Source organism: Burkholderia cenocepacia, from assembly GCF_014211915.1.
Classification (GTDB): domain Bacteria; phylum Pseudomonadota; class Gammaproteobacteria; order Burkholderiales; family Burkholderiaceae; genus Burkholderia; species Burkholderia orbicola.
The window spans coordinates 64,881-89,483 of sequence record NZ_CP060042.1; the positions used below are offsets into that span (position 1 = coordinate 64,881).

The 24,603-nt window shown below is 59.2% G+C and carries 20 protein-coding genes and 4 pseudogenes; 10 read left to right on the forward strand and 14 right to left on the reverse strand.

From position 1 onward, the window contains the following. Positions 1-3: 3 nt before the first annotated feature. From SY91_RS34400 to SY91_RS34430, 7 genes and pseudogenes are all read left to right on the forward strand, one after another. Positions 4-339, forward strand: a complete 336-nt coding sequence (locus SY91_RS34400) for a carboxymuconolactone decarboxylase family protein (RefSeq protein WP_185921529.1) — start codon at positions 4-6, stop codon at positions 337-339. A 155-nt stretch (positions 340-494) separates the two neighbouring features. Further along, positions 495-1,058, forward strand: coding sequence for a TetR/AcrR family transcriptional regulator (locus SY91_RS34405; RefSeq protein ID WP_185921530.1), 564 nt, complete (start codon positions 495-497; stop codon positions 1,056-1,058). Positions 1,059-1,234: 176 nt separating this feature from the next. Further along, positions 1,235-1,915 carry a DsbA family oxidoreductase gene (locus tag SY91_RS34410; protein ID WP_185921531.1) on the forward strand — a complete coding sequence of 227 codons (681 nt, stop codon included), beginning with the start codon at positions 1,235-1,237 and terminating at the stop codon, positions 1,913-1,915. 133 nt (positions 1,916-2,048) lie between these two features. Next, positions 2,049-2,609 (forward strand): OsmC family protein, encoded by a 561-nt coding sequence (locus SY91_RS34415; RefSeq protein WP_185921532.1) that lies wholly within the window; start codon positions 2,049-2,051, stop codon positions 2,607-2,609. 77 nt (positions 2,610-2,686) lie between these two features. After that, positions 2,687-3,789 (forward strand): annotated as a pseudogene (locus SY91_RS34420) (alkene reductase). Positions 3,790-4,158: 369 nt separating this feature from the next. Continuing rightward, a complete protein-coding gene (locus SY91_RS34425; protein ID WP_185921533.1) occupies positions 4,159-7,143 on the forward strand; it encodes a Tn3 family transposase in 2,985 nt (994 codons plus the stop codon). 59 nt (positions 7,144-7,202) lie between these two features. Beyond that, a complete protein-coding gene (locus SY91_RS34430; protein ID WP_244097139.1) occupies positions 7,203-7,934 on the forward strand; it encodes a carbohydrate porin in 732 nt (243 codons plus the stop codon). A gap of 55 nt (positions 7,935-7,989) precedes the next feature. Here SY91_RS34430 and SY91_RS35655 read toward each other — a convergent pair whose 3' ends face one another. The 5 genes and pseudogenes from SY91_RS35655 to SY91_RS34450 form a co-directional block, all read right to left on the reverse strand. Then, entirely contained in the window at positions 7,990-8,226 is a 237-nt protein-coding gene (locus SY91_RS35655) for a hypothetical protein (protein ID WP_011695117.1), read from the reverse strand. A 488-nt stretch (positions 8,227-8,714) separates the two neighbouring features. Next, a complete protein-coding gene (locus tag SY91_RS34435; protein ID WP_011695115.1) occupies positions 8,715-9,665 on the reverse strand; it encodes an IS481-like element ISBcen26 family transposase in 951 nt (316 codons plus the stop codon). An 85-nt stretch (positions 9,666-9,750) separates the two neighbouring features. Continuing rightward, a pseudogene (locus SY91_RS34440) lies at positions 9,751-10,371 on the reverse strand (SDR family NAD(P)-dependent oxidoreductase); the annotation flags it as partial. A 121-nt stretch (positions 10,372-10,492) separates the two neighbouring features. Beyond that, the gene (locus SY91_RS34445) at positions 10,493-11,362 is read right to left on the reverse strand and encodes an SDR family NAD(P)-dependent oxidoreductase (RefSeq protein WP_011695113.1); all 870 of its coding nucleotides are present in this window, start codon (positions 11,360-11,362) and stop codon (positions 10,493-10,495) included. Next, the gene (locus SY91_RS34450; protein WP_011695112.1) at positions 11,349-12,269 is read right to left on the reverse strand and encodes an alpha/beta hydrolase; all 921 of its coding nucleotides are present in this window, start codon (positions 12,267-12,269) and stop codon (positions 11,349-11,351) included. The genes SY91_RS34445 and SY91_RS34450 overlap by 14 nt, the downstream gene beginning before the upstream one ends. 93 nt (positions 12,270-12,362) lie before the next feature. Here SY91_RS34450 and SY91_RS34455 point away from each other — a divergent pair, with 93 nt between their 5' ends. Then, positions 12,363-12,974 carry a TetR/AcrR family transcriptional regulator gene (locus tag SY91_RS34455; protein ID WP_011695111.1) on the forward strand — a complete coding sequence of 204 codons (612 nt, stop codon included), beginning with the start codon at positions 12,363-12,365 and terminating at the stop codon, positions 12,972-12,974. A gap of 130 nt (positions 12,975-13,104) precedes the next feature. Here SY91_RS34455 and istB read toward each other — a convergent pair. The 8 genes and pseudogenes from istB to SY91_RS34490 all read right to left on the reverse strand — a co-directional run. Beyond that, positions 13,105-13,890: pseudogene (gene istB, locus SY91_RS34460) on the reverse strand (IS21-like element ISBcen28 family helper ATPase IstB); the annotation flags it as partial. Continuing rightward, positions 13,887-15,142 (reverse strand): annotated as a pseudogene (gene istA / locus SY91_RS34465) (IS21 family transposase). The pseudogenes istA and istB, both read right to left, overlap by 4 nt. A 374-nt stretch (positions 15,143-15,516) precedes the next feature. Further along, positions 15,517-17,073 carry an IS66 family transposase gene (gene tnpC, locus SY91_RS34470; RefSeq protein ID WP_011695107.1) on the reverse strand — a complete coding sequence of 519 codons (1,557 nt, stop codon included), beginning with the start codon at positions 17,071-17,073 and terminating at the stop codon, positions 15,517-15,519. Positions 17,074-17,106: 33 nt separating this feature from the next. Then, positions 17,107-17,457, reverse strand: coding sequence for an IS66 family insertion sequence element accessory protein TnpB (tnpB, locus tag SY91_RS34475; protein WP_011695106.1), 351 nt, complete (start codon positions 17,455-17,457; stop codon positions 17,107-17,109). Then, positions 17,438-17,917: an IS66-like element accessory protein TnpA gene (gene tnpA / locus SY91_RS34480; protein WP_011695105.1), complete on the reverse strand. Its 480-nt coding sequence runs from the start codon at positions 17,915-17,917 to the stop codon at positions 17,438-17,440. The genes tnpB and tnpA overlap by 20 nt, the downstream gene beginning before the upstream one ends. A gap of 54 nt (positions 17,918-17,971) precedes the next feature. Then, positions 17,972-18,310 carry a hypothetical protein gene (locus SY91_RS35415; protein ID WP_134258050.1) on the reverse strand — a complete coding sequence of 113 codons (339 nt, stop codon included), beginning with the start codon at positions 18,308-18,310 and terminating at the stop codon, positions 17,972-17,974. A 188-nt stretch (positions 18,311-18,498) separates the two neighbouring features. Beyond that, the gene (locus SY91_RS35420; RefSeq protein WP_244097137.1) at positions 18,499-19,167 is read right to left on the reverse strand and encodes a UvrD-helicase domain-containing protein; all 669 of its coding nucleotides are present in this window, start codon (positions 19,165-19,167) and stop codon (positions 18,499-18,501) included. Then, positions 19,149-19,340, reverse strand: a complete 192-nt coding sequence (locus tag SY91_RS34490) for a hypothetical protein (protein ID WP_244097136.1) — start codon at positions 19,338-19,340, stop codon at positions 19,149-19,151. The genes SY91_RS35420 and SY91_RS34490 overlap by 19 nt, the downstream gene beginning before the upstream one ends. A 14-nt stretch (positions 19,341-19,354) precedes the next feature. Between SY91_RS34490 and SY91_RS34495 the strand changes: the two genes are divergently transcribed. Together SY91_RS34495 and SY91_RS34500 are read left to right on the forward strand one after the other, a co-directional pair. Further along, complete coding sequence (locus SY91_RS34495) at positions 19,355-20,476, forward strand: site-specific integrase (protein WP_011695102.1); 1,122 nt, start codon at positions 19,355-19,357, stop codon at positions 20,474-20,476. A gap of 72 nt (positions 20,477-20,548) precedes the next feature. After that, positions 20,549-21,747, forward strand: a protein-coding gene (locus tag SY91_RS34500) for an IS3 family transposase (protein WP_166488176.1) whose coding sequence is annotated in 2 segments (ribosomal slippage) — positions 20,549-20,864 and positions 20,864-21,747 — 1,200 coding nt in all. Because the reading frame shifts where the segments join, the coding sequence is not laid out codon by codon here. A 20-nt stretch (positions 21,748-21,767) separates the two neighbouring features. On the opposite strand, the gene SY91_RS34505 is transcribed toward SY91_RS34500, so the two are convergent. Next, complete coding sequence (locus tag SY91_RS34505) at positions 21,768-24,566, reverse strand: error-prone DNA polymerase (RefSeq protein WP_260632532.1); 2,799 nt, start codon at positions 24,564-24,566, stop codon at positions 21,768-21,770. Positions 24,567-24,603 lie beyond the last annotated feature (37 nt).

Consider the following 24,603-nt stretch of genomic DNA (forward strand, 5'->3'; position numbering starts at 1 on the left):
GAAATGGAAAGAAAGTGGACCGACAAACTGGCAGCGCTGATCACGCGTGTGGGTGCGTTCTCCAAAGCGAACGCGCCGGTCGCCAGTGCGTTTCATAAGCTGGAGAAGGCGACCCGGGAAAGTGATGTTCTCGACGCCAAGACGCACGAACTGATCTCGTTGGCGGTGGCCGTCACCACTCGCTGCGATGGTTGTATCGCCGCACATGCTGGCGCCGCGAAGAAGGCCGGTGCCAGCAAAGAGGAAATCGCAGCGGCCCTGGGCACCGCGATCGCTCTCAATGCAGGGGCGGCATACGTCTACTCGGCTCGTGCATTTGAGGCATACGAGGAGTTGTAAGTTGCTCAATTCGCCCGGCGACGCTACGCCTTGACGCGGCAGACGGGTTCGATAGGCGCTGCGGGGGCTTGACGGACTACCAACTGGTAGGCAGCCTTGAGCTATCGCCAGATATGGCGCACTTTCTAGTTGGGCTTAGACAGTCAGGAGAATGTATGGCAATCGGGACACGGGACGCATTGGTACACGCAGCAGAAGGACTGATGCGCACCAGGGGATACGCGGCGTTTAGTTACGCGGACCTCGCCGAGGCGGTGGGAATCAAGAAGGCAAGCATTCACCACCACTTCCCCACGAAGGAAGACCTGGGAATTGCCATCGTCGAAGAGTATGTCACGAGGGTACGCGGCGAGTTCGAGCGCATTGAGCTCGAATATCCAGATGCGAAAGGTCGTTTGGGAGCATTTTTCCTTGCCTTTCGTGCCAGTAGCGACGGCGGTTTGCTGCCGCTTTGCGGCGCGCTGGCCGCCGAGATGGCCGCACTTCCATCGGGGCTGCAGCAACTCACGCATCGGTTTTTCGAGTTGCAACTCCATTGGCTGACGGCAATTCTGGACAAGGGCGTGGCAAACGGCGAGATTCCGCCCGGGGCCAGTACGAGGAAAAAGGCTTTTCTGCTGCTGAGCGTCCTCGAAGGAGCCAGCTTCATCAACTGGGCAACGAAGGAGAACGATTCGTTCGACGACGACATCATTCGACTTATTGTCGAGGAGATCTAGTCGCGCGCGTCGCGCCCCGAAAGCAACATCGTTTTGGCAGAAATCTTCGGAACCGTCGTCCGGCTTGGCATGGTTCCGTATTTTTTAACCTTTCTGCCTACCAACTAGTTGGGTGTATCGGGCCGACTAGTCCGATTGTTCGGCAGCCCGCCCTTTTGACTCTGAGGAACGGAAACATGAAGAAAGTCAGCGTAGAAGTTTGGTCCGATTTCGCATGTCCTTGGTGCTGGATCGCCAAGCGGCGATTCGAAAAGGCCGCGCATGAATTGCAAGGGCAAATCGAAGTAGTCGTCACCCCGAAGTCCTACCGCCTTGCAAAAGGCATGGCGCCGGTGGCCATTCGGGAGGTAATCCATCGGAAATTTGGCAACGCGGCTGCGGCAGAACAGATGATTTGCGCGGTCATCGAAAGTGGTTCCAGGGAAGGGTTGATCTACAACTTCGACACCATGCGCTTTGGGGATACCAGCGATGCACATGCTCTGGTCAAGAGCATCGACGCGCCGGAGGACAAACAGCGAATCGTCGAGCGACTCTATCAGGCAGCTACCACCGACGGCGTCAACATCTTCAACAGAGACGCGCTCGCCTCACTTGCACGAGAGGCGGGCCTATCCGAGATCCCGTTGGATTTCGACTCCCTTCAAATTGCCTCGGAAATCGAACGTGACGAGTGGGAGGCAAACAGGATCGCCAATGGGGTGCCTCTTTTCGTATTCAACGGCAGGGTTCGGCTGTCGGGCGCGCGCGAAGTGGCCGTGTTCGAAAAAGCGCTGATCGAGGCGGCGGTCGATGTGGCCGAGCCGAGCGCCGACATCGTCGGTGCAAGCTGCGGTATCGATGGCTGTACTGCCTGATTTTGCGGACGCTTCGCGACACTTCCGGGCCGTAAAAAGCGGAGTCAGTAGTACTCGGCGGGCGCGAACCGTCGTATAGAAGTTTTCTCGAGTTTATTCGTGCGCACCAGCGCATTCATTTAGGAGTATTGACATGAGCAACAAAATGAACGGCATCGACGTGGCTGCTCTGCAGGAATTTGCGCAGGGTGTCGCTGAGACAACGGATGCTGTGAAGCGCAGCGCCCGGTTCAACGTCAAGACGAAATGGGAGCACCAAACGCGGTCCGTCGCGACAGTAAGCCGGTATTCACTACTCGGAGTGGAATACCCACGTCACTTCGAAATTGCGGCCGACGAGCCCATCGAGTTCCTTGGTCAGAACTCTGCACCGAATCCCCAAGAACTGCTTATGGCCGCACTCAATGCGTGTCTGTCGGTGGGCTATGCCGTCAACGCAGCCGCAATGGGCATTCAACTCCTCAGTCTCGAGATCGAAACTGAGGGGGAACTCGACTTACGCGGCGTGCTGGGCCTGGACGACACCGTCAACCCGGGCTACGACCAAGTGAGCTATGTCGTTCGCCTGCACACCGACGCTCTGCGTGAAAAAGTCGAAGAACTCCACAAGATCGTTACCAAGACCTCGGCCAATCTGGCGAATTTCTCGCGAGCCATTCGCATGGTACCGAAACTGGAAATCCTGGAGGCGTAGTTTTACGCCATTTCTAAAGCAGACCGAAATCGCGCGACGCACGCTGCGCCGCGCTCCCTACTCAATAGAGATGCACGATGAGCAAATTGTTCACTTCCTACGACATGGCCGGCGCCATCCTGTCCAACCGCGTGGTCATGGCACCAATGACTCGCACCCGGACAGTCGATAACGTTCCGAACGACCTGACGGCCGTCTATTACGCGCAGCGGGCGTCCGCCGGTCTTATCATTACCGAGGGCCTGCCGATTTCCGACGAAGGCCGCGGCTATCTGTATACCCCCGGCTTGTACACCGACGAGCAGACCAACGGCTGGCGCAAAGTCACGGACGCGGTACATGCGAAAGGGGGAAAGATCTTTGCGCAACTGTGGCATGTCGGAAGAATGTCGCATACATCCCTCCAACCCGGCAATGCCGCTCCGGTGTCCTCGGGTGAAGTGCCGGCGACCAACACAACCGTCTATGCCTGGATCGAGCCTGGTAAAGCCGGTCCCGTCGCACCGAGCGTTCCCCGAGCACTGAGTACGGAGGAGGTCCGGCGTGTAACGAAAGACTTCGTCGCATCGGCACTTCGAGCGATCGATGCCGGTTTTGACGGAATCGAACTCATGGCGGCGAACGCCTTTCTGTTCGATCAGTTTCTCAGCAGCAAACTCAACACCCGCACCGACGAGTATGGCGGCTCCATCGTAAATCGACAGCGATTCCTTCTCGAAACCATCGATGCTATCGCAGACGCGATCGGCGGCGGTCGGGTCGGCGTTCGGGTATCGCCCTTCGGACGTCTATACGATTTGCAACCGTATGCGGACGAGGAAGAAACTTGGATGAGCGTCGCGGCGTCACTCAATGACCGAGAGCTGGCGTACGTACATCTGAATTATCAACCCACCATCACCGGCGTCGAAGTCCCCACCAATTTCATCGCCCGCTTCCGGGAGGCCTATCGGGGCACGCTGATCGCGGCAGGGGGTTTAACCGCGAGCTCGCCGAAGCGGAGTTGAAGACGGGTCATCACGACCTTATCGCGTTCGGGACCCCGTATATTGCCAATCCCGACCTTGTCGAAAGGATGCAGAATGGATGGCCCCTCGCGGAGAGCGATCGCTCAACGTTCTATGGCGTCGTCGGTTCCAAGGGCTACACCGATTACCCTGCTTACCAGAACCACGTCTGAGTGGTCGCGATCTCTTGCGTCGCGGGGCAGCACTTCCTCCGCGACGCGGCTGATCCGTGAACCGGCGCCTTCGTATCCCTGATATTGAGGAACCGCCAAAGGCTCTAGCGTCGGTGTGATCACGACTCTCTGCACGGTGGAAGTACTCGCGTCGGGACGCGACGGCGATCGAGCCGCTCAAATGTTGTCGCACCCCCTCAAGGCGAGTGGCACAGCGTCACTCAATTGAAACGGTCCGCTGGTCAACGAGTTGCCATGGCGCGAGATCGATCGGTTCGCCGGCGTCGGTGGCGCCGATCGTGTTGCGGTGGCATTGCCGGTATGGCTCCAAGTTTCTGGCCAACATAAGTACGAATTCGTTGCTACGCTATGAGTCAGATTCATGAAACCGCCTATCCGGCATTGCCCGCCGACCTCGATGAGACGGAGCTTCGGTCGGTCTATACGCCGAGCGCAGCAGAAATCCGATTCATCTTCGGCCAGTTCCGTCAAGCGCCGACGCGCGTGCTTATCCTCACGCAACTTAAGCTACTGCAACGGCTCGGCTATATGCCAGTGATCACCGACGTGCCGCCGGCGATCATCGACCACGTGTGCGCGGTACTCACCGCACGCCCTTTGACGCGTGCGACACTCGCCCGTTACGATCGGTCTGGCAGTAAATCCCGGCACCAGAAGATTCTGCGCGAGTACGTACGGATTCGGCCCGTCGATCGCCACGTTCTCGAATGGCTGGCGGAGGTGGCGGCCCACGCGGCCCGAACCAAGGCGGAATTGCCGGACATCATCAACGTGATGCTCGAAGAGCTTGTGCGGCAGCGATTTGAGCTGCCGCCGCTCGCGACGCTCTCCCGAATCGCTGGCCACGCGCGCAGCCAGCTACACGAAGCGACCTTCCGCGCCTTTTTCGAATCGCTCGATGACGCGCGGAAAGCCCAACTCGACGATCTGTTTCTGGTCCGCCGCGGCAGAACATTCTGGGACGAACTAAAGCGTGAGCCGAAGCGCCCCGGGCCCCGCGAGGTCGCGAGCTTTCTCGAGCACATCCAAGCCATGAACGCGTTGGCTGACGGCTTGCCGGCCGTACCCGACATGCTGTCCGTGCCGAAGCGGATGCAGTTCGTCGTAGAGGCCCGCGCGCTCGACGTCCACGAGATGCGCGCGCTGAAGCCGGCCAAGCGCTATGCCCTTGCCGTGCTCTTCGTTCTCGCACAGCGGCAAAAGGCGCTCGACGATGTCGTCGAGATTTTCATCAAGACCGTGCGCAACCTTGAGAACACCGGCAAGCTGCGACTTCAGCAGTACCAGCTCGCACACGCCGACCAGTTGCAATCACTCGTCAGCCAGTTCCGTGACGTCCTGAATGTGCTGCAGGACGACGAGACGCCCGCAGCCGTGCGCATCGCACAGATGCGTGCCGCATTGAACGACGATGCCGATGCCGTGCTGATCCGCTGCAACGAACATATCGCACAAGCCGGGAATCACATCTTTCCTTTCCTGCTCGTGCCGTACAGAAATCTGCGCTCACTGCTGTTCCAGTGCGTTGAGAGTTTGCCACTGAAGGCAAGCTCCCAGGACGATGAGTTGCTCAGGGCCCTCGACTGGCTAAAGATGTACAGGTCGTCGCGGCGTGAGTACCTGTTGCTCAGCGACACCGATCTCGCACAGTTGCCGCTCGGTTGGATTCCCGAAAAATGGGAGCGATGCGTGCTTCCGGAGGGCCGGTCCGCACGTTTGCTGTACCGCAAGTATTTTGAGCTGTGCGTGTTCAGCCAGATCATGCGGGAACTGAATTCGGGGGATGTCTACGTGGTGGGCAGCGACCAGTACGACGACCCGCGTGTGCACCAAGTCTCCTGGGATGAATTCCGTGAGGAACTGCCGCGCTACAGCGAGCTCGTCGATTTTTCGGTCGACAGTCGGGCCTTCGTGCAGCAACTGAAGGAAGAACTCGGCGCGCTGGCCGACCAGGTCGACGCCGGTTTCCCGGAGAACGATCATGTCGAAATCAGCGAGGACCATGGCCTCATCCTCCACCGGCTCGAGAAAAAGCCCGATCCACCGAACAAATCCCTGATCGTCCAGGCGATGGAGGCGACGATGCGTCCTGTCAGCATCCTGGATATCCTCACCGAAACGGAACAGTGGCTCGACCTGCATCGTCTGTTTGGACCACTTTCCGGATTCGAGGCGAAGATCGACGAGCCGCGAAAACGCTTCATCACGACGCTGTTTTGCTACGGCTGTAATCTCGGGCCGACGCAGACGGCACGCTCGGTGAAAAACCTCAGCCGCAAGCAGGTCGCGTGGCTGAACCTGAAATACGTGACCGAGGAACGCCTCGACAAGGCGATCGTGAAAGTCATCAACGCCTACAACCAGTTCGCGCTACCGAAGTTCTGGGGCTCGGGCAAGCGCGTGTCGGCTGATGGCACGAAGTGGAATCTGTACGAGCAGAATCTGCTGTCCGAATACCACATCCGGTACGGCGGCTACGGCGGGATCGGCTACTACCACGTGTCGGACAAGTACATCGCGCTGTTCAGCCATTTCATCCCGTGCGGCGTGCACGAGGCCGTCTACATCCTCGATGGCCTGATCAAGAACGCGTCCGAGGTGCAGCCCGACACCGTGCACGGTGACACGCACGCGCAGAGCGCGCCGGTGTTCGCGCTTGCACACTTGCTCGGCATCAAACTCATGCCGCGCATCCGCGACATCAAGGACCTCACGTTCTTCAAGGCTGATCGGCGCCGGCGCTACAAGAACATCGAGTCGCTGTTTCGCGCGAGCATCGACTGGACCTTGATCGAGCGGCATTTCCCGGACATGCTGCGCGTGGCGATCTCGATCAAGGCGGGGCGGATGACGCCGTCGACGATCCTGCGGCGCCTCGGTTCCGAGAGCGTGAAGAACAAGCTTTACTTTGCGTTCCGCGAGCTCGGCCGGGTGATCCGCACGATGTTCCTGCTGCGGTACATCAACGACCCGGAGATGCGCCAGACCATTCACGCGGCGACGAACAAGAGCGAGCAGTTCAACGATTTTGCGAAGTGGCTGATGTTCGGCGGCGAAGTCATCGCCGAGAACGTCCGGCATGAGCAACGCAAGGTTATCAAGTACAACCAGCTCGTCGCGAACATGGTGATTCTCTACAACGTCCAATGGATGTCGCGGCGGCTCAAAGTCCTGCAGGAGAAGGGGCTGCCGGTCGACGCCGATGTGCTGCAGGCGCTCTCACCGTACCGGAAAGACCACATCAACCGCCTCGGGTCCTATCTGCTGGATCTTCACCGGAAGGCGCCACCCCTTGATTCGAGCATCGATTTCTCTTTTGAATCAGCGGCTTAAGGCAATTTTGGCGAAAATTTCACGAATCCCGGCCGACCCTCTATAAGTTCACAAACGAGATCACCGCGCAGGTAGGATTCTGGAAATCGGATGCAAACTACCCATTTAACAATGGCTGGACTTGGTCGGCAAAAGGCCCACAAAGCAATACTTACCTCACCAACGTGACTTACAGGACCAATCCTCAGCAGGACCGTTACGCGAAAAATTACGAACTACTCTTCTTCTACAACAGCGCCAGCCATAACGCGTTCAAAAGCCCGGGGCCGATAATGCCGGGGCCGTATAAAGGAAGCTCCGGGATCTATTTTGGTGGCAAACAGGTGGTGTGGCATCCGGACGGCAATATTGCAGGCACACCGGGGGCCTTCTCGCTGAGCGTATTTGGCAATTTCACCAGCAGCTTCGACCAACACAACGCGTCTGGGCTTGAGAGCACCGGGACGCTCGGCCTAACCGCGAAGGGCCTTCTAAAGAGCCGGCCTTACGACACTGTTTCTGCACGGGTCATCTATACGCGAAACACCGCATCGGAACAAAACTTTATTGAACAGACCAATCTTGCTTTCGGAGGCACTGGCTACAACGTGGGTCGAAACGAGTACGCAGTACGGGTAGACGCCAATATCATCGTCACGCCCACCGTCATCGTGAGTCCGTACATCGTACGTACATTCAACACGAATAGCGAGTTTACGCCATTCACGACTGCGAAGCCGAACAACGGTATCGCATATGGAATCATCGCCACGTTCCTCTTCGACAAAATGCTGGGGCTGTCCGGGAGCTGAACGTGGCGTGGCAGAGGCATGAGGCTGAGGGGCGCTATACGCCCCTGGCTGAACTCTAATAGGCTCGCATCGCTAATCGTTCGGTCTCAGGCGGAAAAACGCGCCACGAACCATCACCGTGTCGGAAGAAAAACATTCCAACCGGGCCTGTCTGTCGCAGTACCTCGACACGCACATAGCGAGTCAGATTCGAGGGCGCACGACTGAATTCGGTCACCCGAACCGGCGTCGAAGAAGTTGGCGCAAGCCATTTTTCCACCAGCGAACGTAAGGACCTTTCTGCAGCGTTCATCCTGTTCTCCCTCAGAACGGTTCCTATTTTTCGGCCTCGCGTGCACCCAACACTAAAGAGCGCCAACCATAAGGAACCGCAATTTCGTACAGATACGTACTGGAAGAGATCCGCCGGAACGACCAGGACCAATGTAGGTATTTCAGACCTGTGATCGCCAGCTCTAACGGTGAGTCGACCACAATGGAACTTGCTAATCATTGACTCGGGTGCCTTTCCTACGACGGCGCCGTCGACACGCTAGCTTTGTCGGTCTCGACAGCGCTCGAGCTCGCGCATCAACTGATGCATTTCATGTTGTCGCCCGAGATGCCAGTCGGTCACAATGTTGAACAACCCTCGCGTCCACGAAAACGGTGCCCACCTGAACGGGACGACGATGCGCGGTTGGCGGGCTCGCAGCCCTTTTATGACGGCCTTAGCGACGTCATCCGGTTGTATCGGTCGTCGCAACGGTGCAGGAAACCCTTTTTCAATCAATTTCGTCGCTAGCTGTGAAGCGTCAAGAGGTTGTTTCTCGACGCGGGAAGTCTGGCCATCGGCGCAACGCCGCCGATGGCGCTATGGGCACGATGCCAGTTGTAGTGGTGCTGCCAACTCGCCAAGGCTTCGATGCGATGGGCCGAGCTCTGGTATGTCCATGCGTAGGCCCATTCGCGTAACGCTGACTGGATGAAGCGTTCGGCCTTGCCGTTGGTCTGCGGACGATACGCCCGCGTAAATTTGTGCCGGATACCCAGGTCCTGACAGGCTCGCGCAAACTCGTGTGAGCGAAACGCCGAACCGTTGTCGGTTAGCAAGCGATGCACACGCACGCCGAGTCCGGCGTACCAAGCCACTGCATCGCGCAGGAACTGCACGGCACTGCGTTTCGTCTCGTCTGGATGCATTGCCGTGTAGGCAATCCGGGCGTGATCGTCCACTGCGACGAACAGGTACTCCCAGCCAACGCCGTCCACTGTATCGCGCCGATTGCCGGTGACACGATGGCCAGGACGCGCGATACGGCCAAGCTTCTTGATGTCGATGTGCAGCAAATCGCCCGGCGCCTCGTGCTCGTAGCGCTGAACCGGTTCACGCGGTTGCAGGTCGCTCAACCGAGACAGTCCGGCACGCACCAGCACCCGACTGACGGTCGAGGCCGACACTCCCACCTGTCGAGCGATCTGACGTTGCAGCAAGCGCTGCTGGCGCAATTCCACGATCAGTAAGGCAGTCGACGGGGCGATGGCGCGTGGAGAGCGAGCCGGTCGAGAAGAAGCGTCAGCCAGCGCAACCGCACCGCCGGCTAGGTAGCGTCCAAGCCATTTGCGCACAGTCGGTGCTGTCACGCCGTGATCGGCCGCCGCTTGCGACACGCTCGAACCGGATTCGGTGATCTCCTGAACCATCTCAAGTCGACGTGCGAAAGTGAGTCGGGCATTCTTATGGGTGTTCATCCGGCTGGGTTCCTGGAAGGTTGGGTGTTTGGCGACTTCCAGTCTCCCAGACTCAGTCCGGATGAACCATCGATACAACCTATTGAAGCTTCACAGCTAGCGCATTTCCGCCAAAGCCGACCTTGGCAATGGCTGTCGCCACCCATCCCGGATAGAGCACGCTCGCCGTGGACCCGGTGCCGCCCAGTTCGGCGCGCAGTGAACGCCCGAGCATCTCAACTGCGGCTTTGGACGCTGCGTAAGGCGCATTCACCATGCCGTTCACGAATGCGTAGGCCGATGAGGTGACCAGGACCTGGCCTCGATTGCGCAGGATCTCCGGCAATGCGGCCTTGATCGTGCGCCAAACCCCGAGCAGATCGACCTCGACGATTCGCTCGAACTCCTGTTCATCGCAGCTGTACATGGTGGCGGGTAGATCGTGCCACGAGATGCCAGCATTGGCGAACGCAATGTCGAGGCGACCGAATCTATCGACGGCGCGTTGCACGACCGCCTTGGTGGCGGCCGCATCAGTGACATCGAGCGCCAAGGCGAGCGTGCGCTCGGAGTCAAACTCCGCGGCGAGGCGGTCCACTGAAGCCTGCGTCACATCGGTTAGAACGAGTCGTGTTCCACATGCATGCAACGCACGCGCGGTCGCAGCGCCAATGCCGCCTGCAGCACCCGTGATAAGCACGACTTTTTCCTGAAGATCGTAAGCCACTTTGTACTGCTCCTCTGCTATTGGTTTTCCATTGCTGCGCAAACAAGGGGCGATGGATGCCGGGTCATCGGCTCCGCTGATCATGCGAAGCCGATCGGTTCCCGCGGCCACCGATTGCCATTCATTTCGCCGGAGCGTTCGCGGCCGAATCGTTCCAGCCAGTTGCCGATGCCAGACTGATGGCGCGTTCAATGTCCCCGCCGCGAAAGCCGGCGCGTTCGACGAAGCGCCTGAAGAAGCCGGGCGCCTTGGCCACGATCGTGTTGATCTTGGGTACGACGATCATGTCCGCGCGGCGCTCGATGCCTGCCACGATGTCCCGCACGACCTGCTCGCGCGGGATCATCTTCCAGAAGCCTCGATCGTTGCCTCCCCACAATGCCCGGCCGGCCGGATCGGCGACGACATCGTCCATCAGCGGCGTCGGGAAGAACGTCGGATGCGCGCTGCCGACCCCGATACCCAGATGACGAAGCTCCAGACGGATGCTGTCGCACATCGCCCACACGCCCGCCTTGCTGGCCGTATAGGACGCCTGTAGCGGCGAATGTACAAACGCGGCCATTGACGAAATCGCCAGCATGTACCCGCGCTGTTGCTGGACGAATGGCAAGCCGGCACGGAACGTGCGCCACACGCCTTTGAGATTGATGTCGATGACACGATCAAACGCGGCCGGGTCGATGGTGGCCATCGGGGCCATGGTGTCAATGCCCGCGTTTGCGATGACCACATCGATCTGACCGAGGTGATACGCCGCCTTGGCCATTGCGGCTTCCAGGCTTTCGAAATCGCGGACGTCGGCGGTCCAGCCAAGAACGTCGGAAGGGTGGCCGAAGCTGCGAGTTTGCGCAGTGAGCGTGTCTGCCTCCAGATCGAAAAGCGCGAGGCGCGCACCCCGTGCGTGCAGCGCTTCGGCCAAGGCCGATCCCAGGCCTCCGGTGGAACCGGTAATGGCCACCACCTTGTTCGCCAGCTTATAAGTCGACATGCGCGCCTCCTTGCTTCGTTGGAACGTGACGGCGGAGAAACACCAGCTGGTCGGCGATCACCTGTTCGAAGTCCTTGCCCACATAGATGTCGAAGTGGCCTGCCCGATACGCGCGCACTTCGCCTTTGGGTGCGCGGCTGGCATACCGTTTCGTCGGCTCCGCCGGAGCGACGGAGTCGGCTTCGCAAATGCAAAATAGAATCGGGCAGGAAATGTCGGCTGCCTTGCGACCGGGGCGGTACCGAACGATGTTCAGGCCGAAGCGTGCTGCGACCTGATTGCGAAATGCAGTACCGTCAGGTACGAGCGCGAGATAGCCATCCAGGGCATCCGGTGCGGTCATCAACGCGCCGGAACCGGGCGGACCCGCCGTCGGCACCATCACCGGCGCCCTGCCGACGAGGGATAGCAGCACATCGCATAGCGCGAGCGCGGTAACCTTGAGCGCGCTACGCCAGTTCAACGCGAACAACGACGCGACCCCGTCCGTGAACGGGCATTGCGCGACGGCAGCGGCAATAGTTCGGTCGCGTGCTGCGGAGAGAATCACATGACCGCCGCCGAAGGAGGTCCCCCACAGGACCACCTGATCCGGCCGGAGATTGCGGTTCCCGCGTGCAAAAGCGATCGCACCCGACCAGTCCTCCAGTTGCCGATCGATATCGAGCAATTGACGAGGGGAGCCGTCGCTCGCACCGAAATGTCGATAGTCGAACACGAGGCACGCGTAGCCCTCCGCGCAAAAGCGTTGCGCATAGGCATCGAGCCGCATTTCCTTGATTCCACCCAGCCCGTGCGCCATCACGATGACAGGAAACGGGCCCGTCCCGCGAGGCTCGTACAGCCAGCCACGGCAATGTTCTCCGCGGCCGCCTGCTACGAACTCGACATTTTTTCGCCCGGCCATGTGTCCCCAAGGTGTGCGAGAATAGATTTCGATCCAATGTTGTAATGCATTCTAACTTTGTAATGCGATCCATCTAGTGAGGTAAACCCCCGTATGGAATCGAGAACTCAGCGTCGGGCTGCCGCGACCCGCCTGGCGATCCTGCAAGCCGCCGAGACTTTGCTGACGGAGGGCGGATTAGCCGCGGTCACGCCTGAATCGGTTGCGACCCGGGCGGATGTCGCAGTGCAGACGCTCTATAACCGTGTCGGTGGCCGTTCCGCGCTGCTCATTGCCGTAGCAGAGCGCGCGTTGGAAGAAAACCGCGAGTACATGGACGCGGCCTATGCATCTGATGGCGATGTGGAGACGAAACTACGTTGTGTGGCAGCTGCGTACGCGCGGTTCGCCAAGGAGCGCCCGCACCAGTTCCGTATCCTTGTCGAACCACCGAATGAGCCGGAGGCGCTCGCGCGCATTGCTGCCCTGATCAGACAGCAAAACGCCAAATTGGCCGCATTGATCAGCCGAGGTATCGACGAAGGGTGGGTGGATGCAGACGTCGATCCGGAACACGCGTCGACTGCGCTGTGGGCAATGATGAATGGCATTTTCAGCCTGATGTGGCGCCCCGACAGCCTTCGACTGGATGTCGATCACATTGACGATCTACTGCGTACCGCGATCTCATTGTTGACCGGCGGTATCAAGAGGCGGGGCGATTGACGCGTTGAGGCTCGACCTCGGAACTGGCATGGTCGCGTCCGAGTCTGCCAATAAAAAATATTCACCGCTTCGGCAATTGCGTTGGCTTGCTTTGTCACACTGACCGACTGTCGCGCAATTCATACTGTTGCGCAGACGGACGATTGCGCAGATGGTCGGGCAGCAGATCGGCGTGTTCTCGTAGGCGGTACGATGTGCCTTCGATCTGCACGACGATCGCGTGGTGTAGCAGCCGGTCGAGCAACGCCGCGGCCACCACGCTATCGCCGAACACGTCGCCCCACTCACCGAAGCTGCGATTGGACGTCAGGATGATCGCGCAGCGCTCGTAGCAGGCGTTGACGAGCTGGAAGAACAGGTTGCCACCGTTGGAGCCGATGGGCAGGTAGCCGATCTCGTCGACGATGAGCAGGCTGTTGCGGGCAAGGAAGCGCACGCGCTGCGCCAGGTTGCCTTCCCGCTCAGCCTTGGCCATCGAGTTCACGATCTCGGCCAGCGAGCCGAAGTAGACACTCTTGCCGGCGCGCACGGCTTCCACGCCCAGCGCAATGGACAGGTGCGATTTGCCCGTGCCGGGCGGCCCCAGGAAGTGAACGGTCTGCCGTCGTTCGATGAACTCGAGCTGCGCAAGCGCCATGATGCGATCGCGATCCAGGCTGGGCTGGAAGCTGAAGTCGTAGCCGGTCAGCGTCTTGATCGTGCCGAGCCGCGCGGTCTGCAGCGCCATCCGGATGCGGCGGGTCTCGCGTGTCGTGAACTCCTCGCCCAGCAACGTTTCCAGCACTTCGAGCATCGAGCTGTCGCCTTGCTCAAAGCGGTTCAGGGTGGCATCCAGCGTTTCGAGCGCGCGCGGCATGCGCAGGCCGACGAGATAGCGCCGGATGCGCTCCAGTGTCGAGGCAGGCATGCTGTTCATGCGGTCCTCCCGGCTTCTGCGAGACGTCTTGCGACCTGGTCATAGAACGACAGGGGCCGGCGAGCCACGCTCGCCGTCACCGATGGCACGGGGTGCCGTGCCGGCTGCTTACGCTGGTTTGCACGCCGATGACCGGGCAGCAGCGAGGTTCGTCGTCGGCCTTCCAGCACGGGATGAACCGCCAGCAGTTCACCGTCCTCGTAGATGCGGATCTCGTGAGCCAGACTATGGACGTCGAGCGTGCGCTTGCGTGTACGATCGGGCACGCTGTAGTAATTGCCGCCGACCGAGACGAGGCCTTCGTGGCTCACGCGCCGCTCGAGCCGGATCACACCGTTGAAGGTGCCGGCCGGCAACGCCTGCAGTGCGGGGCGCTCCTCACCGAAGTGCAGGGCGACGACGCGGTGCGTCGTGCCATGCACGCGCACATTGGCCACAGTGTCGAACTACTCGCGCAACTGTCGGTTCAGGTCGGCGAGATTCTGGAAGCGACGCGCCAGGAAGAAGTCCTGCCGGATATAGCGGTACGGCCGCTCGACCTTGCCGTTGGTCTTGGCGCGATACGCCTTGCAGGCGCGCGGCGCGAAGCCGTAGTGCTGCGCAAACGCGACCAGCTTCGCGTTGTAGACGATGTGCTTCTCGACTTCGCCCAGCACAGCCGCCTTCATCCGGTCGTACAGAATCTCGCGCGGAGCGCCGCCGAGGTGCTCGAACGCTTCCATGTGGCAGCGCAGGACGGTCTGCAGGTCCTGATGCTCGACGAAGCGTCCCCAGAGATAACGGCTGTGTCCAAGCACGATCGAGAACAGCCAGATCGAACGTCGCTGGCCAGGCGCGTCGTCGAACTCGACATTGAAGTGGGCGAAATCCACCTGCGCTTGATGCCCCACAGGCGTCTCAAAGCGCACCTCGAAGCCGCGCTGGCGTGGGGGCGGACCTCCCGAACGAGATCGCCCAGCGCCGTGCGGCCGCCCGCGTAACCCATGGCTCGAATCTCGCGCAGCAGACGCTCGACGCTCAGGTCGGGAAACTCGCGGACACGTTCGGTGACGTAGTGGACGAACGGATCGACCACGCACGGTCGCGGTGCGCGCGGACCGTAACGCGGCGCCTGAACGCCATTCCTGATGTATTTACGAACGGTCTTGCGGTCCATACTCGGTCGAGCAGCGATGGCCGAAATACTCAGCCCTTGCCGATGCAATTCCAGAATCGTCATCACTTCCTCCAGCTCGACCACCGACACCCCCACGACGGATCTCCAGGGCGATATGGTCGGCGATCGACAGGACGGCGCCGCTACCGCGGCGCCGTCAGACAAAAAACTGGGGAAAATTACTTGGGGATGCGGACAGTCCGAGTCGTCTGATCGTGTCATGGTGCCCCCGATTACGTGGTCATTGTGCGTTCAACGCAGTGTAACCGGGTCGGGCGGCCGCCCGGTCGCGGCTATCGTCCGGCGTACGTTACAGTTACGCAAACGGCGCCTGATTAAGGTGCGCCGCTACCTGCACCAGCACGAGGCAACGCTCTTTCGCACGGGTGACTGCGTTGTAGAGCAGTCGACGCTTTTGATCGTAAGCGCGCAATAAGCCACGTGGCTTGCTCTCAGCGACCGGCTGTGCGTCAGTCTGCGGAGGGGATGAGGCGCCAAGGCAATAGCGCCTCGTAGTCGTCGCCGGTGTTTGCGAGAGGCAGTGCCTTGAACAGCGCGACGAGATAGCCGTACGGTTCGACGCCGTTCGCCTTGCACGTTTCGATTAGCGAATACAGGTTGGCAGCAGCATTCGCTCCAGCGACAGTGTCGTAGAAGAGCCAGTTTTTTCGCCCGACGGTGAATGGCCGGATCGCGTTCTCGCAGGCGTTGTTCGAGAGCGGCCAAGCGCCGTTCTCGACATAGCGAATGAGCTTCGGCCATTGACCCTGCATGTAGTGAAGCGCTTTGCCAAAGGCGCTTTGCGGCAACACTGCATGCAACTGACGCAGAAGCAGTTCCTCGATTTGCCCAAGGATCGCACGACTGTCGCGTTGCCTCGTCAGCAACCGTTTCTCTGGCGTCAGCCCTTCGCAGCGCGATTCGATCGCAAACAATTGCCCGATCAGTCGAATGAATTCGCTGACGGGATGGTCGCGACCACGTTGCGCCTTTGGGAGATTCTCCTCGGCCTCGATCATGTAGCGACGTGCGTGCGCCCAACAGCCAAGATGCACCAGTTGGTTAGTGTCGGCGACATCGTTGTACGGCTCATAGCCGTCCGTCATCAACACCGCGCCGGGCTTGATGCCAGCATAGAGCGCCGCGGCTTGTGCCGCGCTGCGCGTCGAGCTGTAACTGAACAATCGAACCGGTGGGCCGGTGCCGCTCATCTGTGCCCACATGTAGCTCTTGCGTTGTGCGGCACGGCCTGGCTCTTTCAGCACCTGCACCGTTGTCTCATCGCCGTAGACGATGTCGGCCTCAAGCAAGTGATCGCGCATCAAGTTGATGAGCGGCTGCACTGCGGTACCGACGCGCACCACGCTGGCTGCCAGCGTGCCACGCGAGAGATCGCCGCCGAAACGGTGTAGCAACGCGGCGATTCGATACAGCGGCAGAGCGTCAGCGAACTTGCTCACGACTACCCATGCAAGCGCCGATTCAGTGAGTAACCCCTTCGGAATGATGCGAGCCGGCGCCGGCGTCACCTTGATGCCGAGGTCGCAGCAAGGACACGCGTATTTGATTCGTTGGTGCTGAATGACGCGAACCTGCTGCGGCACGATATCGAGCTGCTCACTGATCTCGGCGCCGATCTCGACGAGCGCATGCCCGTCGTGTGCACAAACGCGTTCTGATTCCGGCAATTCATGACGCACAACCTCGCGAGGCAGCATCGGATCTAGCGGTTTGCGTCCACGCTTCTTGCGCTCGTGTGCGCCAACCTCGATGCTCTGTTCCGTTTGCGCCTCTTGCGCCGGTTCAGATCCCGTTGCGCCCGCCTCTGCTTCGTTCAGGAAGAGGTCGCGTTGCTCGGCGCCGCGCACTTCGCTCTTGGCGGCAAACAACTGCCGCTGAAAGGCCTTGAGCTTCTCGCGCAGCAAGTCGCGTTCGACCGTCACCACACGCAACTCGCTCTTCATGGCAGCGAGTTCTGCGCGCAGCGCCTGCAGTTCGTCGGTGGGAGATGAGGATGATGGCAGCATCGCCGGATTAGACCAGCGATGCTGGCTCGCGTTTCACGTCACGCGCTGATAATAGCGTGTCGGGTGCGCCCGCATCGCTTCAATATCGATGCCGTCGAGCAGCCAATGCAGTTGCTCGGTTCTGAGCTTGAGCACCGCTTCCTTACGCGGCCAAACGAAACGATCCTGCTCGAGCCGCTTCATCAACAGCCAGAAGCCGTTACGGTCCCACAGCAGCATCTTGATGCGATCGCGGCGCTGATTGCTGAATACGTACACGGCCTGCTCGAATGGATCGAGCTTCATCGACTGCTCGACTATGGCTGCAAGACCGTTGATGCTCTTACGGAAGTCAACGGCGTCCCGGTGCACATAGACCTTCAGCTCATCGCTTAGCCGGAACATCACACCGTCCCAGTGTTTCGATCATCACTGATAGAAGCGCTGCGTCGTTCTTGCCGCATTCGAGCTTAAGCGTGATGCCGTTGGGCATCTGCGCCGTCAGCGTCGACGCGGCCGCTGCATTTGCTGGCGAACTAGCGGTCGCGGCCAACGATGAAGACCTGACGGAATTGTGCTCGACGAGCGCCTGTTCACTGCTAACCATAACGACCGGCACGAATGCCGACTCTGCGGTCGACGACTGCGTCGAATCCTCAGAGAGCCGTTGCTGATGCAGCTTGATCCATTTGCGCAGGAGATTCGCATTAACGCCGTGCTGCAGTGCGAGTCCTGCGACTGATGCTCCCGGCTCCAGGCAAGCCTCGACGAGTCGGCGTTTGGTATGCCGATCGAATCGACGCTTACCGTCTATGCCAACGCTGACGACCTTCAGGCCCGACGTTTCTGAATGTTGTTCTGTCATAAGGTGTCCACTGAAAATCAGTGGACATAGCCTGCACGCTCAGATCGCTGAGTGCTAGACGCCCATTTCTGCGCGCTTACTTTGATCAGCGCTACCTCCAACTGCCGCCGGCCAAAGCACGATGACATTGTCGAACTCGCGGTTCTTGGCACCATGAACTGTCATGCCCTTCCAACCACCTTCACCGTCACTTAGTGCTCGACGTCGACGGGCAAATACTTGCTTTATCGCACCTGTGATCTCGTCCTTGGCGAAGGATGTCTTGCCACGTGTCCGTCGCTGCATGTCCATCCAGTCGCCGATATCTTGGGTAGCCCGAAAATCGCCCGCAGCGACAAGAAGAGCGATCACCGCCGCGATATCGTTCGTATCCTGAAAAGCGATGTTGTCCAAGAAGCACTCGCCAGCCTTTACCTCAGACTCTTCCCACGGAACAGAATACGGTCCAGCTCCTCTTGAATTTGTATTACGAGCAGCCCATTCCATAGTCGCTTGAGCAAACGCGCCTAAAGTCGGCGTGATTATGGCGACACTCTTACCTCCTCCATACCAGCAGAGGTTCGAGTTGAGCCATGCACCTGCTAGCGGCGGCCTCGCTGTCGAGGCAACCATGAATACTCTTGAGCTTCACCTCGACGAATCGCGGCAGCCGCATCGATTAGCTCGGCTTCGTTCGTGCGGCGAGGTTGAGTAAGCTCCTCTGCGTCACACACTTGAGCGAGCCAAGCGCATGCCGGATTGGGTCGGAGGTCTTCGTTAAGGCATTGAAATTCGTCAGCTGCCGCAAAGACTTCCAATCGACTTGCCAATCCCTCAACAATACGGAGACGACTTTCCGTCATGTCCTGTGCCTCATCCACCAGGAGGACGGGGAAAGTGGCAACTACCCAACTGCAGACATCTCTGTTCTGTAGAAGCGCTCCTGCAGCATCGCACACCTGTTCGTACTGTTCTGGGTCAATGTTGGCAAATCCCAGCGTACCGGCGAGAGACAACCACCTCCGAACCAAGCGCCTAGCAAAGCTATCGATCGTCGAGCACTCTACGCGCCCCTTCAGGATTTGCAGTTGCCCCAACCGCTCTTCCAGCCGCCGGCGGGAGCCGTGCATGAAAGTCAAAGCGAGCACTTTCTGCCCGTCTTGCAGCGGCGTCGCCTCCAGATGCTCGACCAGCGACCGCATCAATTGATGCGTCTTGCCACACCCAGCCCCTCCGGTGAATGCTCGAACGGTCACGGTTGAAATATCCACAAGCCATCGTCATCGCGAATGAAACGCCTTGTGTCATCGACTCCTGCGCAGGCGCACGCAAGCCCACCAAGCAAATCCGCAGCACGCTCTCGGCAAGGTGGTGTTGTAGCGATCGCTTCCGCGACAAGCTCGTAGGCAATAATGTCCATCTTCTTCGCCTTGAGGTAAGCCACGACGCGCTCGACCGATGGCGGAGGAAGAGCTCGGGATTTTCATCAACACCAACAAAACCCAGATGTGGGATCCGTCTAGCCGACGTGGATATGAACTGCCGTGGCCGAACATTCGCGAAGATCACGATTCCAGCATCGCCTCGCAGACCGCTCGGTGGTTGAACCGCCCGTACGCACTACTCACAAGTCAGATAGCGTGGATGAATCGATATCATCCTGATCCGCTGCCCGTCTCCTTCAGCGACTCGATTTCCGACAGACTCCATGTGAATGACAAGTATCTTGACTTGCTACCGGCATTCACGCCGCTGTTCGCGGATTTGAGCACGGAGTTCTACAAGAGCGATGGCAAGCACACGCGGTACTACCTGCCGGTCTCACACGGAAGACTCGCCAAACTGTTCAATGCCCTTTCTTTCGAAACCGAAAAACGTCTTGCAGCGGAAGGACGAACCGTGAAACTCACTCAAGCGGGGGCGTCAAGTGCCAGCCACGAGGGGCGGGCCAGCATATACGAGATCCACGGATTGCGGGTCGCGGGCATTTCTCGTCTGATCGAGATGGGCGTTCCTGTGAGCATCGTGCAGGAGTTCATCGCCGGTCATGCCACCGCGGTCATGACGATGTACTACAGCAAAGCGGAACCGGGCGCCTTCAGGGCAAAGCTGGTCGAATCTCTGCAGCGAACTGGCGTAGCCCATGAGTGGGACGGCTACAGAGACTCGTTGGCCTCGCAACAATCTCTCTGGACTTTTAATCGACGCTACACTCGTCACCGAGACGACGATCTCCTCGCACATTACTCAAGTTGGAAGGCGGTGCCAGGTGGAATTTGTCCGGTGGGCGGCAATGCATGCCACATCGGCACTCCATCCGAGGAGGAAGATCCTGACAAGGTAATCAGACACTATTCTCCCGTTGAAGGCGGGTGCGGAAACTGCCGCTTCTTCAGCACCGGCCCAGCGTTCCTCATCCAGCAGGGGCAAGCAATGAATGAGCTCATGCTGGAACTGCGGACACTCGGACGGGACCGAAAGGCGTTGTACGACGCGTTGTCTGAACTCTCATGGGAAGATGTTCCCGAGCTCGCGGAACCGGAGCGTCGGAAACTGGTTGGAGCGGCCCCACGTATCTGAGGACACGAGGACTCTCTTAAAATAAGGGATAGTCTTGTGCCTATCAGTAAGCCTAGTCATTACGTGGAAAGCATCGAAATTCTGACCGAGCCGGAGCGCCGTCGTCGGCGCACGGCGCAAGAAAAAATCGCCATCGTGCAGGAAACATTGGAGCCGGGAGCGTCGGTGTCGGCCGTTGCACGTCGGCACGGCGTCAACGCCAACCAAGTGTTCGGCTGGCGCAAGCAATACCAGGAAGGCAGTCTGGCGGCGGTGAAGGCAGGCGAAACCGTTGTGCCGGCATCTGAGCTGGCCGCCGCCATCAAGGAAATCAAGGAACTGCAACGGCTACTTGGGAAGAAGACGCTGGAGGTCGAAATCCTGAAAGAAGCCGTGGAATGGGGCCGTTCAAAAAACCTGATTGCGCGCTCGCCCTTGCTGCCGGGGGACGACCGATGAAGACGGTCTGCGAAGTTCTCGGCGTGGCGCGCTCTGCCGTGGCGGTGAAGCGAGCTCGCTCGTCCGACTGGCGCGATGGTCGCCGTGCCCGCGTGACCAACGATGCCGGGCTGGTCGAGGAGATTCAGGCCCATGTGGCGCACCTTCCCACCTACGGCTACCGCCGTGTCTGGGCGCTGCTGCGCCGCAGTCGGGAGCAGAGCGGTGCGCCGTGCATCAACGTCAAGCGCGTGTATCGGGTCATGCGGGAGCATCAGTTGCTGCTGCGCCGCCCTGGCGTGCGGCGAGATAAGCGGCGACATGACGGTCGCGTTGCGGTGGACCGCAGCAACACCCGCTGGTGCTCCGATGGCTTCGAGTTTCGGTGCGACGATGGTACGCCGCTGCGCGTGACGTTTGCGCTGGACTGCTGCGACCGCGAGGCGATTAGCTGGGCAGCAACGACCGGCGGGCATAGCGGTGATGTGGTGCGCGACGTGATGCTGGCCGCCGTCGAACAGCGCTTCGGCACCACGCAGGCCGCGCAGCCCATTGAATGGCTGACGGACAACGGCTCGGCCTACATCGACCACCGCACGCGCAGCTTCGCTCGCGAACTGGGTCTTGAGCCGCTGACCACACCGGTCCGTTCGCCGCAGAGCAATGGCATGGCGGAATCGTTCGTGAAGACCATGAAGGACAATTACGTCGCCTATATGGACAAGTCTGACGCACCAACAGCGCTCTCGCGTCTGGCTATCGCGTTTGAACACTACAATGAGCGCCACCCGCACAAAGCCCTGAAATACCGCTCGCCTCGCGAGTTCAGGCGTAATGCGGTGTCATCAACCTAACGGTGTCCGCGTGTCCTGAGTTACAGGGGCAACTCCAGAAGTGTCAGCCCCATGGATTGATAGTCGCTTTGTATCTCGTCCCCTTCGGTTGCACACCCGAGATCGGGGGTTTCATCATCCATGTTCGCTGAAGCTAGCAGATCCTTTTCCGGAACTGCGACAACGGATTGCCAAAGCGCACTCCGTCGCCCGCCTGCCAAAGACACCAGTGCATCGGCTCTCGCCAGAACGTGAAAATCATGCCGATCCAATTGGGCCCGCTTCCCCAAGTCGGCAGTAGATGAAAAAGCCTTAACGGCTCGTGCCAACTCGATGCGCTCGGCAGCCTCCACTCGCATTCCACGCAGCAGAGAGAGACCAAGCCTCACAGCGGGGGGCTGAGCTCCCTCTCGATACTCCAGAGACGATTCCCAATTGCTAACCATGACATCGGCGGGCAAGATCGTCACCCCATGACGCCTCGCGTCCTGGATGAGCTGCGATGGTGAGTAGAAGCCCATTGGCTGGCTATTCAGCAACGACACCAGAAACGCTTCAGGCTCATGGCATTTCAACCAGCTGCTGACATAGACAAGTAACGCGAAGCTTGCCGCGTGACTTTCCGGAAAGCCATAGTCGCCGAACCCCTTGATTTGAGCAAAGATCGCTTCTGCAAACTCCCTATCGTAGCCGCGCATCAACATACCGCTCACGAGACGGTCGTGATAGGGTTCCAGTCCTCCTTTACGCTTCCAGGCCGCCATTGCGCGCCGTAGTCCGTCGGCCTCCCCGGGAGAGAATCCCGCGGCAAGGATTGCGACCTGCATCACTTGTTCTTGGAAGATCGGTACACCTAGCGTTCGAGATAGTGCCGTCTCCAGATCCTTGCTCGGATAGCTGACCGGATCGATGCCCTGACGTCGCCTCAAATACGGATGAACTGCGCCACCCTGAATCGGACCAGGCCGTACAATCGCCACCTCAATCACAAGGTCGTAGAACGTTTTCGGCTTCAATCTCGGCAGCATCGACTGCTGTGCCCTCGACTCGATCTGAAACACGCCCACGGTATCCGCTTTCGAGATCATGTCGTAAGTCTCTGGATCCTCTGGCGGAATATCCTGCATCTCAAATGGCTCCCCACGCTGCAGGGATACGAGGTCGAGTGCCCGGCGGATGACGCTCAGCATTCCCAACGCGAGCACATCCACCTTGAGTAACCCTAGAGACTCGAGATCATCCTTATCCCACTGAATCACGCTACGATCTGGCATTGCAGCATTCTCGATCGGCACAAGGCGCGACAACTTGCCTCGACTGATGACAAAGCCGCCAGAGTGCTGGGAAAGATGGCGTGGGAACCCACACAACTGCGTAGCAAGCGATGCCCACGTGTGAATGATGGATGCTGAGGGATCAAGGCCAGACTCGGAAAATCGCTGGAGCAGATCCGAGCTACCGTCGAACCAATGATGCGTTTTGGCGACGCGATCGACGATCTGTGCATCCACACCGATTGCCTTCCCAACCTCTCGGAGTACACCTCGTGCTCTGTATGTCGATACTGCGGCAGCGATAGCAGCGCGATCACGCCCATACTTGCGGTAGATGTACTGCACGACGATTTCTCGCTTTTGATGCTCAAAATCGACGTCGACGTCGGGCGGACTATTACGCTCTCGGCTGACAAATCGCTCGAACAGCATGGTCCCTCGAGCGGGATCGACCTCCGTTATCCCGAGGCAGTAACAAACTGCTGAGTTCGCTGCTGATCCCCGCCCCTGACAAAGGATGCCTTCACTCCTAGCGAATTTGACAATGTCGTACACCGTCAAGAAGTATGGCTCATATTTCAACTCGGTGATGAGTTCGAGCTCATGCTCGATTTGCTTCTGCACGTTGTGCGGGATGCCGTTCTTGAAGCGTCGATGTGCTCCAATGTAGGTCTCCTGCCGAAGATACGTGGTTGGCGTGAACCCAGGTGGCACAAGCTCATCCGGATATTCGTAACGGAGCTCGCCGAGCGAGAAGCGACAGCGCGAAAGAATCGCGATCGTCTCGCGCAAAGCGCTCTCTGGATAGAGATTTGCCAGGCGCATTCGTGAACGCAGATGCTGCTCGGCGTTCGGTGTGAGTTCGTAGCCGCACTCCGCGACAGGCTTACCAACGCGGATTGCTGTCATTGTGTCCTGCAGCGGCTTCCTGGACCGGACATGCATGGTTACTTGGCCAACAGCAACTACTGGTACGCCATTTCCAGACGCGACGTGTTCAACAACATCTTCGTGAACATTGTCCATTGCACGCTGGTGCAAGCATAGGCCGACCCATGCCCGCCCGGGGAATGTCTCTATCAGCCACTCGACCTGAGCATCCAACTCTTCCGGATTCGCAGGGAATCTGGGGATCAAAATCGCGAGACAGTCGGGTACTCCCTTGAGATGGGCGTATGTCGTCTCCGGCTTCAATAGATCCTGTGAGGTGAGGTGATATCCACCTTTTGGAGAGCGTATACGGGCCAGCGTGATGAGCTCGGACAGATTTCCGTACCCTTCACGATTCTGCGCAAGCAAGATCAGATCAAGGGCAGGCGATGAGTCAGCCTGCGTCAATTTGAAATACGACCCGATGACCAACGGGAAATTGAGATCTTTGGCCGCCACATGAGCGCGCACAACACCTGCCAGAGAACATTCGTCCGTGACGGCGATTCCCGAGTAACCCAGCTGATTGGCTCGCTTGACCAGTTCCTCCGCATGCGAAGCGCCATGCAAGAAGGAGAAATTCGATAAGCAGAAGAGCTCGGCATAGGCCGGCAACGAAAAAGGCGACGTAGCCATGATATGTACAACCGATGCGAAACATTCCCATCGAATC